Annotated in this window: 14 protein-coding genes; 7 read left to right on the top strand and 7 right to left on the bottom strand. The window is 57.6% G+C overall.

Going from position 1 to position 14,864, the window contains the following annotated elements:
• Positions 1 to 58 precede the first annotated feature (58 nt).
• The 3 genes from BM007_RS17770 to celB are packed head-to-tail and all read right to left on the bottom strand — an operon-like array spanning position 59 to position 3,756.
• Positions 59 to 1,477, bottom strand: a complete 1,419-nt coding sequence (locus BM007_RS17770) for a leucyl aminopeptidase family protein (RefSeq protein WP_090420136.1) — start codon at positions 1,475 to 1,477, stop codon at positions 59 to 61.
• A complete protein-coding gene (locus BM007_RS17765) occupies positions 1,477 to 2,433 on the bottom strand; it encodes a glycosylasparaginase (RefSeq protein WP_024907561.1) in 957 nt (318 codons plus the stop codon). The genes BM007_RS17770 and BM007_RS17765 overlap by 1 nt, the downstream gene beginning before the upstream one ends.
• A 3-nt stretch (positions 2,434 to 2,436) precedes the next feature.
• Positions 2,437 to 3,756 (bottom strand): PTS cellobiose transporter subunit IIC, encoded by a 1,320-nt coding sequence (celB, locus tag BM007_RS17760; protein WP_024907562.1) that lies wholly within the window; start codon positions 3,754 to 3,756, stop codon positions 2,437 to 2,439.
• 146 nt (positions 3,757 to 3,902) lie between these two features.
• Here celB and BM007_RS17755 point away from each other — a divergent pair, with 146 nt between their 5' ends.
• Positions 3,903 to 4,727, top strand: coding sequence for a hypothetical protein (locus BM007_RS17755; protein WP_090420133.1), 825 nt, complete (start codon positions 3,903 to 3,905; stop codon positions 4,725 to 4,727).
• Here BM007_RS17755 and arsC read toward each other — a convergent pair.
• The gene (arsC, locus tag BM007_RS17750; protein ID WP_024907564.1) at positions 4,724 to 5,080 is read right to left on the bottom strand and encodes an arsenate reductase (glutaredoxin); all 357 of its coding nucleotides are present in this window, start codon (positions 5,078 to 5,080) and stop codon (positions 4,724 to 4,726) included. The two genes, BM007_RS17755 and arsC, sit on opposite strands and share 4 nt — an antisense overlap.
• Before the next feature lie 18 nt (positions 5,081 to 5,098).
• Positions 5,099 to 6,562, bottom strand: coding sequence for a beta-barrel assembly-enhancing protease (bepA, locus tag BM007_RS17745; RefSeq protein ID WP_090420130.1), 1,464 nt, complete (start codon positions 6,560 to 6,562; stop codon positions 5,099 to 5,101).
• A gap of 221 nt (positions 6,563 to 6,783) precedes the next feature.
• Between bepA and BM007_RS17740 the strand changes: the two genes are divergently transcribed.
• Positions 6,784 to 7,848, top strand: coding sequence for an AI-2E family transporter (locus BM007_RS17740; protein ID WP_061714661.1), 1,065 nt, complete (start codon positions 6,784 to 6,786; stop codon positions 7,846 to 7,848).
• 95 nt (positions 7,849 to 7,943) lie between these two features.
• Here BM007_RS17740 and bcp read toward each other — a convergent pair whose 3' ends face one another.
• Positions 7,944 to 8,414 carry a thioredoxin-dependent thiol peroxidase gene (gene bcp / locus BM007_RS17735; protein WP_008501635.1) on the bottom strand — a complete coding sequence of 157 codons (471 nt, stop codon included), beginning with the start codon at positions 8,412 to 8,414 and terminating at the stop codon, positions 7,944 to 7,946.
• On the bottom strand, positions 8,414 to 8,983 hold the full coding sequence (locus BM007_RS17730) for a glycine cleavage system transcriptional repressor (protein WP_023325845.1): 570 nt from the start codon (positions 8,981 to 8,983) through the stop codon (positions 8,414 to 8,416). Before BM007_RS17730 ends, bcp begins: the two co-directional genes overlap by 1 nt.
• Positions 8,984 to 9,128: 145 nt before the next feature.
• Here BM007_RS17730 and dapA point away from each other — a divergent pair, with 145 nt between their 5' ends.
• The 5 genes from dapA to BM007_RS17705 all read left to right on the top strand — a co-directional run bounded on the left by dapA (position 9,129) and on the right by BM007_RS17705 (position 14,817).
• Positions 9,129 to 10,007 carry a 4-hydroxy-tetrahydrodipicolinate synthase gene (gene dapA / locus BM007_RS17725; RefSeq protein WP_090420128.1) on the top strand — a complete coding sequence of 293 codons (879 nt, stop codon included), beginning with the start codon at positions 9,129 to 9,131 and terminating at the stop codon, positions 10,005 to 10,007.
• Positions 10,008 to 10,023: 16 nt separating this feature from the next.
• Positions 10,024 to 11,058 (top strand): outer membrane protein assembly factor BamC, encoded by a 1,035-nt coding sequence (gene bamC, locus BM007_RS17720; protein WP_032646781.1) that lies wholly within the window; start codon positions 10,024 to 10,026, stop codon positions 11,056 to 11,058.
• 109 nt (positions 11,059 to 11,167) lie between these two features.
• Complete coding sequence (purC, locus tag BM007_RS17715; protein WP_023332985.1) at positions 11,168 to 11,881, top strand: phosphoribosylaminoimidazolesuccinocarboxamide synthase; 714 nt, start codon at positions 11,168 to 11,170, stop codon at positions 11,879 to 11,881.
• 120 nt (positions 11,882 to 12,001) lie between these two features.
• The gene (locus tag BM007_RS17710) at positions 12,002 to 12,871 is read left to right on the top strand and encodes a KPN_02809 family neutral zinc metallopeptidase (RefSeq protein WP_023308754.1); all 870 of its coding nucleotides are present in this window, start codon (positions 12,002 to 12,004) and stop codon (positions 12,869 to 12,871) included.
• On the top strand, positions 12,871 to 14,817 hold the full coding sequence (locus tag BM007_RS17705) for a tRNA(Met) cytidine acetyltransferase TmcA (RefSeq protein WP_090420125.1): 1,947 nt from the start codon (positions 12,871 to 12,873) through the stop codon (positions 14,815 to 14,817). The genes BM007_RS17710 and BM007_RS17705 overlap by 1 nt, the downstream gene beginning before the upstream one ends.
• Positions 14,818 to 14,864: the final 47 nt, after the last annotated feature.

Here is a 14,864-nt window from a genome sequence, read left to right as displayed (position 1 = left end):
CGGGCCTAGGAAAACCTGCCGCACTTTGTAGGCCGGGTAAGGCGCAGCCGCCACCCGGCTAAAGATCCCCCATTAGATGCTCAACCAGCAGTGGAATCGGTCTTCCCGATGCCACGCTTCGCCCACTTTCACGCCACAGCGCCGTACCGCTGATGTCCAGATGGACCCACGGAATTGTCGGCGGGCAGAAGTGATGCAGCAGCCACGCCGCCGAGGCGCTGATCGCCGCATTGTTGGTCGGCGTGTTGCACAGATCGGCAATCGCGCTGTCGGTCTGCTTTTTCAGCCGCGCATCCAGCGGCAGGGACCACACTTCATCACCGCTCTGCTTACCCGCCAGCGTAAGCGCCGCGCGCAGCGGTTCATCCTGCGTCATCAGCCCGCTCAGCTCATACCCCAGCGCCTTCACGACCGCACCGGTTAAGGTGGCCATATCAATGATATAGCGCGCCTGCGGATGGCGCTGGCTGGCCCAGGCGATGGCGTCCGCCAGCACCAGTCGGCCTTCGGCATCGGTGTTGTTGATTTCAACGGTGATCCCGTTGCAGGCCGTTGCTACCGTGCCGGGCTGCATGGCGTCCGGGCCGATGGCGTTTTCCGCCAGCGCCAGCACGCCCATAATGCGTACGGGCAGCGCCAGCTCTGCGACGGTCAGCATCAGGCCCAGCACGTTAGCCGCACCGCACATGTCGTATTTCATGGTGTACATGCCCGCGCCTTCCTTCAGCCACAGGCCGCCGGTATCAAAGGTAATGCCTTTACCCACATAGCAGCGCACCGGGCCGTCGTTGACACCGTCATAATGAATCGCCAGCAGGCGCGGCGGACAGGTCGCCCCTTTGCCGACGGCGTGCAGCAGCCCCAGACCGTCCTCAACGATTTGCTTTTCATTCAGCACTTCGCACCGCAGGGCAGGGAAGGCGGCACACCGTTTTTGCGCCTCTTCCACCACAAACTGCGGCGTGCAGCGGTCGGACGGGGTATCCGCCAGACGTCGCGCCGCGACCATGCCGTGGGCGATGGCCTGCTGCTGGCGGAAAATAACCGCCAGTCGCTCCTGCTGTTCGGGTAAGCAGAGCGCGGCGATGCGCTCAAGACGGATGCTGTCGCTGGTTTCCTTCAACTGCAAATCGCTAAGCCTGTGCGCCTGATTAAAGAGAAAACGCAGCACCTGCGCCAGCACCACATCGTCGATATCAGTCACGTCCAGTATCAGCTCGGGACTGACGGGCGAGGCCAGCAGCGGGCGCAGCGCCGTCAGTAATCCTTCGGTCAGGCTATCCTGCCAGAGCGCATCGGGCAGCAGGGTGATCCGGGCAAACGGGGCGCAGCCAAAGCGGGTGTCAGCGATGCTGGCAGACTCGCGCATTTCCGCGACAAGCGCCGTTTCGGGCAAAAGCGTACAGGAGGCGGAGGCAATCAAATGGCTCTGCGGCTTCGCGTCGGAAAGCGCGGTGGTAAACTGATACGTAATCATCATGACTCCTCAATCGGCGCGCGGATCCGCGCTGCATAGGCCTGCATCCACTCATCGTCTACCGCGTGATAATGCGTTTTCTCCCGCAGGCGTTCGGTACGAAAAACGGTGAGGGGCTGGCGAGCCGTCGCCACCACGAACGAAAAGGTTTTGATGTTGGTAGCGGCACCAAATTCGCCCCTGTTATTCATGCACACCACGGAGAGATCGCCCACGCGGCCAAAGCGCGACATCAGCTTGTCCTCCAGTTCGAACACCACCGAATCCGCCGCCTGCTGCGGCGTCATACCCTGCGCCATGCGGCGAACGATTTCGTAACTGGTGCAGCCTTTCATCAGATCTTCACCGACGCCCGTGGCGGTTGCGGCGCCGGTTTCGCTGTCACAGTAAAAGCCGGAGCCGATGATCGGCGAATCGCCGAGTCGACCGCGTTTTTTCATGAACAGGCCGCTGGTGGAGGTAGCGACGCTCATTGAGCCCTGTTTATCGAGGCCGATAATGCCGACGGTGTCATGTCCGTCGTAAGGGCTTAAGCCCTTATCCAGCGTTTCGCGGCAGCGTTTGCGGTAGTGCTGCATGGCGCGGTCGGTGAGCATGGTTTTGTCGGCAAAGCCCTGGCTCAGCGCCCATTCCCGCGCGCCCTGGCCGACCAGCAGGCTGTTGTAGCGCTGGCGGCTTAACGCATGCGCCACGCGCACCGGGTTGGCGATATCCACCAGGTTGCCCACGGCACCAAACGCCAGCGTGTCGCCGTCCATATAGGCGGCGTCCAGCTCCACCTCGCCATTTTCGGTGGGCAGCCCGCCGTAGCCGACGGATTTATAAAACGGAAAGTCTTCGACGGCGGCGACGGCATCCACCACCGCTGCCGAGACCGGTTTCCCCGCAGCCAGCGCAGATGCAGACTCGGTGACGCCTTCAAGCGCCATTCGCCAGGTCGCGATAATTCCCCACATGCGTTACTCCTGTTTTGCAAGGGTGGTGTCGGTTTGCGTAACGGTGGCCATTTCCGCCGCGCGGTACTGTTTGTCCACGATACGCATAAAAGGCAGATACAGCATGGCGCCAATCAGCAGGTTGATAAGCTGCATCACGCTGCCGCTCAGGTGCCCGGTGACGATAAAACCGCTGATGACCGGCGGCAGCGTCCAGGGAATAAACACCCCGGTGGTAACGGCAACCGCGCCAATCTTCATCGCCGCATACTGCACGGTGACCAGCACCAGCGGCACCAGGTTGAACGGGATAAGCATGATCGGGTTCATGATCACCGGCAGGCCAAACAGGATCGGTTCGTTGATGTTAAATACCGATGCCCCGGCGCCGAGGCGCGCCACTTCACGCATGTTTTTGCTGCGGGCGAAAATCAGCATTGCAATCACCAGCGACAGCGTGGCCCCCGCGCCGCCCATCCAGATCATGTCAAAAAACTGTTCGGTGATAATGTGCGGCGGCGTCGTGCCTGCCTGAATCGCGGCGATGTTGTCGGTCTGGTTCTCCATCCACAGCGGTCGAATGATGCCGTTGATCATTGAGCCGGAGTTAATGCCTACTGACCACAGAATGGTGATGCTGAACACCGTCATCAGCGCGCCAAAGTATGAGGTGCCATAGTGGCGCACCGGCGTGGCAACCACTTCGTAAATAAACTGGTGGATGGTGTTGTAGTGGGTGTTTTCAAACACGATGCGGATACCCAGCACCAGAATCATCACCAGCAGGGCCGGGATCAGCGCGGCGAACGACTCCTGCACCGCCGGAGGCACGCCGTCCGGCATTTTGATCACCAGTTTTTTGCGCTTGAGCCAGCAGAACAGCTCCGTCCAGAGCAGGGAACCAATCATCGCTACGAACAGCCCTTTGCTGCCAATCCACTCCACCGGAATGACGGTAATACCGCCGTTCTCCGCCACTTTGATAAAGGGCGTCAGGATGAGAAAGGCGACCAGCGCCAGGATGCCGCAGGAGATGCGATCCTCGCCATAGTGTTCCGCCAGGCGGAAGGCGACCAGGAAGCTGATGAACAGCGACATAGTGGAGAACACCGCGTTGAACGGGATTTCGATAATGGCGCTCCAGCTCTCACCAAAGGCCTGAGACATAAACTGCTGATAGGCTTGATTCGGGAACGACGAGATCACCAGCAGAATAGAGCCGACGATGATAAACGGCATGAAGGAGACGTAGGCGCCGCGAATGGCCCCGAGATGCCGCTGCTGGGCCGTTTTGGCCGCCAGCGGCATCAGTTTTGCTTCAAGAAATCCCAGAACATTGTTCATTGTGAACTCCGTACAAGATTGAGGGGTGTTGTTTGTGTTATGTCTGAGGATTATCAGTGAAGCGTGGCGAGCGAAAGGTGAAATCGGTCACAAAGCAATCGCTGGTATAGTATAAATCTCACAAGATTGGTTCTGAGGATCCTGCGATGGAAATTAAACTGCATGCTAATGCCACCACGACGCCGCGCATCCGTCGCTATCTTCAGCAATCAGATAAAAGCGACAGGGAGCTCGCCGTTGAGCTGGGGATATCGGTCACTACAGTCAGGCGCTGGCGTAACCGCGACCAGGTTTCGGATAACCACACGACGCCAAAAGTGATACACAAAGCATTGAGACAGGAGCAGGTTGCGCTGGTCAATGCCCTGCGGGATATCACGGGTGCCCCGCTGGACGAACTGCTGCAGATGGTCAATAACGGACTCGGGATCGCCGTATCCCGCGCGACCCTGAACCGCTACCTCAAACCGGCTTCGGTAAAGCAGAAGGGCGCGACGTTGCAGGGGAAAAAGGCGCTGAGGGCAGGTATCGTGCCGCAAAAACTCCTGTTACATCATCAGCCTCTGTCTCTGCATATGGACGATGGCGGTGAACAGCATCTGCTCTGGGCGCGTGAACCCGTGAGCGGCTGGTGCTCCGCCCGGCTGTACGCGGGCATTTCTCCGCAGCTGCTGGTCCACTGGGTGAACGACGTGCTGGAAGCCTGTCCGGCTGATATTCAATCTATTGAGACTTTTGGTTTCGAGGTGAAGCTTGAGAAACGCAATACCACCGTGACAGTGCATCCACAGCAATACCCCGCCGTTCAGGTTGCTCTGCCGCTATGCGACATCATTCCACGTCTGAACAGTGAACCGGCAGGCGAGCTGTTGATCCAGCTGTGCGAACTTTACAACCGGGAGAAAGCCCAGAAAAAGTTGGGAGAGAGTACGCCGCAGGCCTTTCTGGAAGCGCTGCGGCATAAGGACTAAAGGATCTCGAGCACGTCTTCCGGCGGGCGTCCAATGCGCGCCTGGCCGTTCGCCACCACAATCGGGCGCTCAATCAGCTTTGGATTTTCAACCATCGCCTGGACCAGTTCAGCCTCGGTGAGGCGGTTGTCATCCAGGTTAAGCGACTTATACAGATCTTCTTTCTGGCGCATCAGTTCTCTTGCACTGCCCATTCCCAGCATGTGCAGCAGCTGGCGGAGGGTTTGCGCGTCAGGTGGGGTGTCAAGATACAGCACCACCTCCGGCTCCACGCCGTTAGACTTTAACAGGCTCAGGGTATCGCGGCTCTTGGAGCAGCGAGGGTTATGATAGATTTTTACGGCGTCTGTCATGACGTGAATTCTCCTTTATTACATCTTCTCGTACGGCTTAAAGCGCTGCTGCAGGCCACGTAGCTGATCGATACGCGCGTCGTAGCGAGCCTGCTGGAGGCTGCCGAGTTTGACCTGCGAGCTGGCGCTGCTGAGCGCGGAAATCGCCTGATCGAGGCGGCCCACCAGGGCAAAACCTTCGGCACGCGCCGCCAGCTCCTGATCGCGGTTGCCGAGCTGGGCTTCCGCCTGAGCGAGCAGATCCCAGCCGTTTTGATCGTCTTTATTATTAAAGGTGTAGCGGTTGAGGATGGTCGCCGCCTCGCCGGGCTGGCCGCCCTGCAAGTAAGCGTTCGCCAGGTTAAGCTGCAGCACCGGGTTGGTACGGACATCTTTCGCCCCTTTCAGGCGGTTAATCGCATCGGCAGGCTTCTTCTGCCCCAGATCGATATCCGTCGACAGATCGAGGTACCACGGGTTGTTCGGATCGGCTGCCAGAAGCGGCTGCAGCGCTTTACGCGCCTCGTCGTATTTGCTGGCTTCCATTGCCAGGAGCGCATGACCATACTGCGCGGCGTTCTTCTCACGCACGTTGCCTTTTGCCAGGGTATCCAGCAGGTCGCTGGTGAGCTGGTTACGCCCGGAATTGTACATCCCCAGGGTTCTCACCTTCGCCATGTAGAAATCCTGCGAAGACTGGACCACGACCGGACGCATCTGGTTGGCACGGTTACGCGCGTCCGACAGACGGCTTTCCGGCAACGGGTGGGTCAAAAGAATTTCCGGCGGACGGGAAGAATAACGCGCCTGATCGAGCAGTTTTTCGAGGAAGCTCGGCATGGCCTGCGGGTCAAAGCCCGAACGCTGCAGCACCTGAATCCCGATGCGGTCCGCTTCCTGCTCGTTTTGTTGGGTGAAGCTGATCATCCCCTGGCGCGTTCCCGCCAGCGTACCGGTCAGTGCTGCCATCCCGGCCTGCGGGCTGGCCATCGCCAGCAGAATAGAGCCCAGTGCACCCACCCAGGTGAGGGGGGCGTTACGTTTCTGGTCTTCCATCGCACGCGCCAGATGGCGCTGGGTGACGTGCGAAATTTCGTGCGCCATTACCGAGGCCAGCTGGCTTTCGTTGTCAGAGTAACGGAATAACGCCGAATGCAGCACCACGTTACCGCCAAAGAAGGCGAAGGCGTTGATTTCGTCGTTATTGATTAAATAGAAATGGAAGGGGGTTTTTACCGAGTCGGCGTGCGAAACCAGACGCATCCCCAGCCCGTTAATGTACTGTACCAGCAAAGGGTCGTTAATCAGCGGGGCGCTGCCGCGCAGCTGGCGAACATAGTAATCCCCCATTTGCATCTCTTGCCCAATAGAGAGCGTGCTTCCTGCTGTGGTGCCCATGTCCGGCAATGTATCGGACGAGTCAGCAAAAGCGGGCAACACCTGACCGACCGTCACCGCGGCAATCAGTGTCGCAACCAGTGTTTTTCTCAACTGCCTGAACATAACCACTGTCCTGTATGTTGGATGTGCTAATTTGACCGATGAACCGGTATATCGTTCATCTCTGCTGCTTTGGGAGTGTAGCCGTGTTGTAGCATGAAGAAAATCCCATTCATCAGGCTTTTGCGGATTGTGATCGGGATACAAAAAGCGAAAGTCTTTTTTGTGACAGTTAGATACAATTCATCGTCTCACTCCCGCCATTCGATTCAGGGAAGGGTTGTATGCTAGAAATGTTAATGCAGTGGTACCGGCGTCGGTTCAGCGACCCGGAAGCCATTGCTTTGTTGGTTATTCTGGTTGCCGGGTTCGGTATTCTGTTCTTCTTCAGCGGCCTGCTCGCGCCCCTGCTGGTGGCGATTGTGCTGGCGTACCTGCTGGAGTGGCCAACGGTGCGCCTGGAGCACATCGGCTGTTCCCGTCGCTGGGCGACCAGCATCGTGCTGGTGCTGTTTGTCGGCATCCTGCTGTTAATGGCCTTTGTAGTGATGCCGGTTGCCTGGCAGCAGGGGATCTACCTTATTCGCGATATGCCCGGCATGCTGAACAAGCTTTCTGATTTTGCCGCCACGCTGCCGCGCCGTTACCCAGCCCTGATGGATGCCGGGATTATCGACGCGATGGCGGAAAATATGCGCGCCCGCATCATGACGATGGGCGATTCGGTGGTGAAATACTCTCTGGCCTCGCTGGTCGGACTGCTGACGCTGGCGGTTTACCTTGTGCTCGTGCCGCTGATGGTCTTCTTCCTGGTGAAAGATAAAGACCAGATGCTCAACGCCGTTCGCCGTATTCTGCCGCGCAACCGCGGGCTGGCGGGGCAGGTCTGGGAAGAGATGAACCAGCAGATCACCAACTACATTCGCGGCAAGGTGCTGGAGATGATTGTCGTGGGGGTCGCCACCTGGATTGGCTTCCTGATTTTCGGCCTGAACTACTCGCTGCTGCTGGCGGTGCTGGTGGGGCTGTCTGTCCTGATTCCGTATATCGGCGCGTTTGTGGTGACCATTCCGGTGGTTGGCGTGGCGCTGTTCCAGTTTGGGCTGGGGACTGAGTTCTGGAGCTGCTTCGCGGTGTATCTGATTATTCAGGGGCTGGACGGTAACCTGCTGGTACCGGTACTGTTCTCCGAAGCGGTGAACCTGCATCCGCTGGTGATTATCTTATCGGTGGTGATTTTCGGCGGGCTGTGGGGATTCTGGGGCGTGTTCTTCGCCATTCCGCTGGCGACGCTGATTAAAGCCGTGGTCCACGCGTGGCCGGATGTGCCGGCGGTGGAAGAGAAGTAGTTTTGAGCGGCCTGATGCCCTCCCCCCGACCCTCTCCCACGGGAAGAGGGGGAAAACACGAAAAACGGCAACCTGGGTTGCCGTTTTGCTGTTTATCAGGCGCTTTCTTTCAGCCAGTTCAACACCACGTCGTGGTGGTTGCTGGTTTTGAAGTCGTCAAACACGTGTTCAACTTTTCCGTCAGCGTCAATCAGGAAGCTGATGCGGTGAATACCGTCGTAGGTTTTACCCATAAACGTCTTCTCGCCCCAGACGCCGAACTGCTCGCACACCTGATGGTCTTCATCAGAAAGCAGCGTGAAGTTCAGCAGCTCTTTTTCAGCAAATCGTGACAGCTTTTCTGGTTTATCCGTGCTGATACCCAGCACTTCCACGCCGACTTTTTTCAACTCGTCCATGTTGTCGCGTAAGCCGCAGGCCTGTACGGTGCAGCCGGGGGTCATGGCTTTCGGGTAGAAATAGACCAGAACACGCTGTCCCTGGAAGTCGGTCAAATTTACTTGCTCGCCGTCTTGATCCGGTAAGCTAAATTTCGGTGCGATGTCACCGGCTTTCAGTGGGTTCATTACTCAACTCCATCCTGTTCGTGCTGCGAATAATTGACGACGCTTATACTGCCCTGCGCGTTTAATTCTGTACAGAGGGCTTTGAACGCTTGCTCGATATTTGACGCATCCTGTGATGCAGGACTGTGCGCGGTAATTTGAATAAAGAGCGTGGGAACCGTACTTGCGTCGCCCGGCTGTGTGCGGGAAACGAGCTCGGCAATGTTCATCTGATGGCTGTCAAACAGCGCGGTGAAGCGCTCTATCAGATGGGGAGAATCAGGCACTTCAACCTGCACCCAGACGGTAGAAGGCATAGCCGGACGCGGCCGCGCCGTGGTGCGCTTCATGACAATCAGCAAATCCAGCTCGGCGCCCTTCAGCGGCAGGGTCGATTCAATCAACGTAATGGCGTTCCATGTCCCGGAAAGCAACATAATAAATGTGAACTCTTCGCCAAGCATGGCCAGACGGCTGTCTTCGATATTACAGCCGCAGCTGCTTACGTGGCGGGTGATGGTGTTCACGATACCCGGCCTGTCGGCACCCAGCGCAGTGATAACCAGGTAATGTTGTGATGAGGTTGTCAAACCTGTTCTTCCTTTGCATGGTTAAGTCTTCCTAAGGAAAGCATAAAAAAAACATGCATACAACCGCCTGAGAGCCTCAGGTCGCTTGCTTTTATTACAGTTCCAAACGTAACATTGAGACTCTTGTTCGCACAGAGGATGGCTCATGTTCACGGGAAGTATTGTCGCGCTTGTTACACCGATGGATGAAAAAGGTAATGTCTGCCGGTCAAGCATGAAGAAGCTCATTGATTACCATGTCGCCAATGGAACCTCGGCGATCGTTTCGGTAGGGACTACCGGTGAATCCGCAACGCTGAGCCACGACGAGCACGGCGATGTAGTGATGCTGACCCTGGAACTGGCTGACGGACGTATTCCGGTCATCGCGGGAACTGGTGCTAATGCAACCGCAGAAGCTATCAGCCTGACCAAACGTTTTAACGACAGCGGCATCGTTGGCTGTCTGACGGTGACCCCTTATTACAACCGTCCTACTCAGGAAGGTTTGTTCCAGCACTTCAAAGCCATCGCTGAACATACTGACTTGCCACAAATTCTGTATAATGTGCCGTCCCGTACCGGTTGCGATATGCTGCCGGAAACCGTTGGTCGTCTCTCGGAAGTAAAAAATATTATCGGTATTAAAGAGGCGACAGGGAACTTAAGCCGCGTTCATCAGATCAAAGAGCTGGTTTCAGACGACTTTATCCTGTTGAGTGGTGATGATGCGACCGCGCTGGACTTTATGCAGCTCGGTGGCCATGGCGTGATTTCCGTAACGGCAAACGTTGCGGCGCGCGATATGGCTGAAATGTGCAAACTGGCCGCAGCCGGTCACTTTGATGAAGCCCGTGTCATTAATCAGCGTCTGATGCCGCTGCACAATAAATTATTTGTCGAACCCAATCCGATCCCAGTGAAATGGGCATGTAAGGAGTTGGGGCTTGTAGCAACCGATACGCTGCGTCTGCCAATGACACCGATTACCGACCAAGGTCGTGACATCGTCAGGGCGGCGCTGAAGCATGCCGGTTTGCTGTAGAGTTTAGGGAGATTTGATGGCTTATTCAGTACAGAAGTCGCGCCTGGCGAAGGTTGCGAGTGTTTCGCTTGTTATGCTGCTCGCTGCCTGTAGTTCAGACTCGCGCTACAAGCGCCAGGTGAGCGGTGATGAATCCTATCTGGATGCGACCCCGCTTGCTGAACTTCACGCACCGGCTGGTATGATCCTGCCGATTCAGAACGGCGATTATAATATTCCCGTGACCAACGGCAGCGGCCCGGTCGGTAAAGCGCTTGATATTCGTCCGCCAGCACAGCCTCTGGCGCTGGTTAACGGGGCGCGTACCCAGTTCACCGGTGATACGGCGTCTCTGATGGTTGAGAGCGCGCGCGGTAGCACGCTGTGGCCGCAGGTTGTCAGCGTCATTCAGTCGAAGAACTACACCATCGATAAACGCGATGACGCCAGCCAGACGTTAACCACCGACTGGATCGAGTGGAACCGTCTGGATGAAGACCAGCAATACCGCGGTCGTTATCAAGTCTCCGTAAAACCACAGGGTTACCAGCAGGCGGTCAACGTTAAGCTGTTGAACCTGGAGCAGGCGGGTAAACCGGTTGCGGATGCCGCGTCCCTGCAGCGTTACAGCACCGAAATGCTGAACGTGATTGCTGCGGGTCTGGATAAAACCGCGACCGATGCCGCCAACGCCGCGCAGAGCCGCAACGGTGTGACCTTCGATGTGCAAAGCGGTGCGGATGATACCGGCCTGCCAATGCTGGTGGTTCGTGCACCGTTTAACCAGACCTGGCAGCGTTTGCCAGCGACGCTGGAAAAAGTGGGCATGAAAGTGACCGACAGCACCCGCTCAACCGGTAGCATGACGGCAACCTATAAGCCGCTCTCCGACAGCGCATGGCAGGAACTGGGCGCGAAAGATCCTCAGCTTGCCTCCGGTGACTACAAAATTCAGGTCGGTGACCTTGATAACCGCAGTAGCCTGCAGTTTATCGATCCAAAAGGTCACACGCTGACCCAGTCGCAGAACGATGCGCTGGTCGCTGTCTTCCAGGCAGCATTCAGCAAATAAATACGAGGGCTGGTGAATCCAGCCCTTTTTATTTTCGTGCCACGCAAACGTGTGCGTGGCATAATATGCCCAGTTTTGAACACAAATCATCACACCAGGAGTAATGAAGATGCAGAAGCAAGCTGAGTTGTATCGTGGCAAAGCGAAGACCGTATACAGCACGGAAAACCCGGATCTGTTGGTGCTCGAGTTCCGCAATGATACGTCAGCAGGGGATGGCGCACGCATTGAGCAGTTCGATCGTAAAGGCATGGTGAACAACAAGTTCAACCACTTCATTATGACCAAACTGGCCGAAGCGGGTATCCCGACTCAGATGGAAGCGTTGCTGTCCGATACGGAATGTCTGGTGAAGAAACTGGATATGGTTCCGGTTGAGTGCGTTATTCGTAACCGTGCGGCGGGCTCCCTGGTGAAGCGTCTCGGCATTGAAGAAGGTATCGAACTGAACCCACCGCTGTTCGACCTGTTCCTGAAAAACGATGCCATGCACGACCCGATGGTCAACGAATCCTACTGCGAAACCTTCGGCTGGGTGAGCAAAGAGAACCTGGCGCGTATGCAGGAGCTGACCTATAAAGCCAACGACGTGCTGAAAAAACTGTTTGATGACGCGGGCCTGATTCTCGTCGACTTCAAGCTGGAGTTTGGTCTGTTCAAAGGCGAAGTGGTGCTGGGCGATGAGTTCTCACCAGACGGTAGCCGCCTGTGGGACAAAGAAACCCTGGATAAAATGGACAAAGACCGTTTCCGTCAGAGCCTGGGGGGCCTGATTGAAGCGTACGAAGCGGTTGCTCACCGTTTAGGCGTTAAGCTCGACTAACTCCCTCACCTGCCAAAGGATGTTCGCATCCTTTGGCGTCTTACCTTTGTTTCCTATGGTAATCTTGCCGTTAACCGCCTACGATCATAGCTATTATAAATGGAATAGTTCGAGGTGGTTATGCGCTGGCAAGGGCGTCGTGAAAGTGACAATGTAGAAGACAGACGCAGTGATGGTGGCGGCGGTCCTTCAATGGGGGGGCCCGGCTTCCGGTTACCCAGCGGCAAGGGCGGCATCATCCTGCTGATTGTGGTGTTAGTCGCGGGTTACTACGGCGTTGACCTCACCGGGTTGATGACCGGTCAGCCGCTGCAACAGCAGCAGCATTCTCAGCGCTCCATCAGCCCGAATGAAGATGAAGCGGCCAAATTTACCTCCGTTATTCTCGCCACAACAGAAGACACCTGGAGTCAGCTGTTTGAGAAAATGGGGCGTACCTACCAGCAGCCGAAGCTGGTGATGTACCGGGGGGCAACCCGCACCGGATGCGGCACCGGACAATCCGTGATGGGGCCGTTCTACTGCCCGGCAGACGGTACCGTCTATATCGATCTCTCTTTTTACGATGACATGAAACGCAAGCTTGGTGCCGACGGTGATTTTGCTCAGGGCTACGTGATCGCACATGAGGTTGGCCATCACGTGCAAAAGCTGCTGGGGATTGAGCCAAAGGTACGCCAGCTGCAGCAAAATGCGTCGCAGGCTGAAGTGAACCGCCTGTCCGTCAAAATGGAGCTGCAGGCGGACTGCTTCGCGGGCGTCTGGGGTCACAGCATGCAGCAGCAGGGCGTGCTGGAATCCGGCGATCTTGAGGAGGCGCTGAATGCCGCTCAGGCTATCGGTGACGACCGTCTTCAGCAGCAGAGCCAGGGGCGCGTCGTACCGGACAGCTTCACTCACGGTACCTCACAGCAGCGCTACAGCTGGTTTAAACGCGGTTTCGACAGCGGCGACCCGGCGCAGTGTAATACCTTCGGCAAAGCGATGTAATGCTGGCGTTTGATCAGCTGATACGCGAGCTTGAGCGCACCGGCCATCGTCGGCTGGTGGTGCTCAGCGGTGAGGCGCAGTGGACGTTAAGCCAGGCGGTTGCCCTGCGTGACGCCTTGCCCGGAGACTGGGTAAGGCTTGACGAACATCCTTCAAAAGCCATCAGCGGCCTGCTGGGACGCGAGTTCCGGCATGCCGTTTTTGACGCCAGCACCGGGTTTGATGTCGCCGCCTTTGCCGCCCTGAGCGGAACGCTGAGCGCCGGAAGCCTTCTGGTGCTGCGGGTTCCGCCGCTTGCTGACTGGGCCAACAGGCCTGACAGCGATTCGTTGCGCTGGAGCGACAGCGCGGAGCCGATCGCCACTCCACACTTTGTGCACCACTTCTGCCGGACGCTTGCCGCCGATTCGGATGCGATTGTCTGGCATCAGTACCGTCCCTTGTCCGTTCCCGTTGCGCCGGATTTACCCGCCTGGCAGCCTGCCAGCGGCGCACCGCAGCGCGAGCAGGCGGAGATCCTCGATGTGCTTCTGACCATGCCTGCGGGCATTGCAGCGGTAACGGCACCGCGCGGACGCGGAAAGTCAGCGCTGGCGGGGATGCTGCTCAGTCGCATTCAGGGGAGTGCGTTGGTCACGGCACCGGCTAAAGGGGCAACGGATGTCATTGCGCGCTTTGCGGGCGAGCATTTCCACTTTATGGCTCCGGACGCGCTGCTGGCCTCTTCACATCAGGCTGACTGGCTGATTGTCGATGAAGCGGCTGCGATCCCTGGTCCGCTGCTGGAGAAGCTGGTGACGCGTTTTCCGCGCGTAGTGTTAACCACCACGGTCCAGGGCTATGAGGGGACGGGCAGGGGATTCCTGCTGAAGTTCTGCGCTCGTTTCAGTGGATTGCGGCATTATGCCTTATCGACCCCCATTCGCTGGGCTGCCGGATGCCCGCTTGAGCGATTCGTGGCGAATGCACTGTTATTTGATGATGCGCTTATCGATCGCAAACCGGAAGGCGACGTGCGTATAACGCCGCTGGCGCCGCGGACGTGGGAGAGTGACCCGGCACGCGTGGCAAGCGTTTATGAACTGCTGTGTGCTGCACATTACCGTACTTCACCGCTCGATTTACGCCGGATGATGGACGCGCCCGGCCAGCACTTTGCTGTTGCCGGGACGGAGGCAGAGATCGCCGGCGCGCTCTGGCTGGTGGAAGAGGGCGGGTTGTCCCCTGAGCTTAGCCGCGCCGTGTGGGCGGGATTCCGGCGTCCACGCGGGAATCTCGTGGCGCAGTCGCTGGCGGCGCACGGCGGATCGCCACTCGCGGCGACGCTGAAAGGGCGACGGGTTAGCCGCATTGCGGTTCACCCCCTGCGCCAGCGGGAAGGCATCGGGCAACGGCTTATCCGTAGCGCCAGCGGGGAAGACTATCTGTCGGTGAGTTTTGGTTATACCGACGAGCTGTGGCATTTCTGGCATCAATGTGGGTTTGTGCTGGTGCGGATGGGGAGCCATCGGGAAGCCAGCAGCGGCTGCTACACGGCGATGGCGCTGCTGCCGCTGAACGAAGCCGGGCGTCAGCTGTGCGCGCAGGAACATCAGCGTTTGTGCCGGGATATGCGCGTCCTGTCGGCCTGGAACGGTGAAAAGATCCCGGTGGAAGACGGCTGGGAAGCTACCCTTAATAGTGACGACTGGCGGGAGCTGGCGGGGTTTGCGTTTGCCCATCGGGCGTTTTCAACCTCGGTTGCCGCGCTGACGCGGTTGTTGCTCACCGTTGATATGCCGCTTCCGGCCCTGCGGGGGAAAATGGCAGGGAAAGCGGATGAGGTCGGGCGAAAAGCGTTGCTGGCAAAGCTGCGCAGTGAAACCGCGCAAGCGCTTGAAAGCCTTGATTATCCGCGCTGCCAGCGGTTGAAGGAAGCCATTTTGCAATGGCAATTTTTTCAATGACTTCTTCAGTAAAGTGGCATGGTCATTCCCGCCGGGAGGCGTAGAAT

It is taken from the genome of Enterobacter sp. NFIX59 (assembly GCF_900113755.1).
Taxonomy (GTDB): Bacteria; Pseudomonadota; Gammaproteobacteria; order Enterobacterales; family Enterobacteriaceae; genus Enterobacter; species Enterobacter pseudoroggenkampii.
The sequence above is the reverse complement of the archived record's forward strand: the minus strand, read 5'-3'. Positions and strand labels throughout refer to the sequence as shown.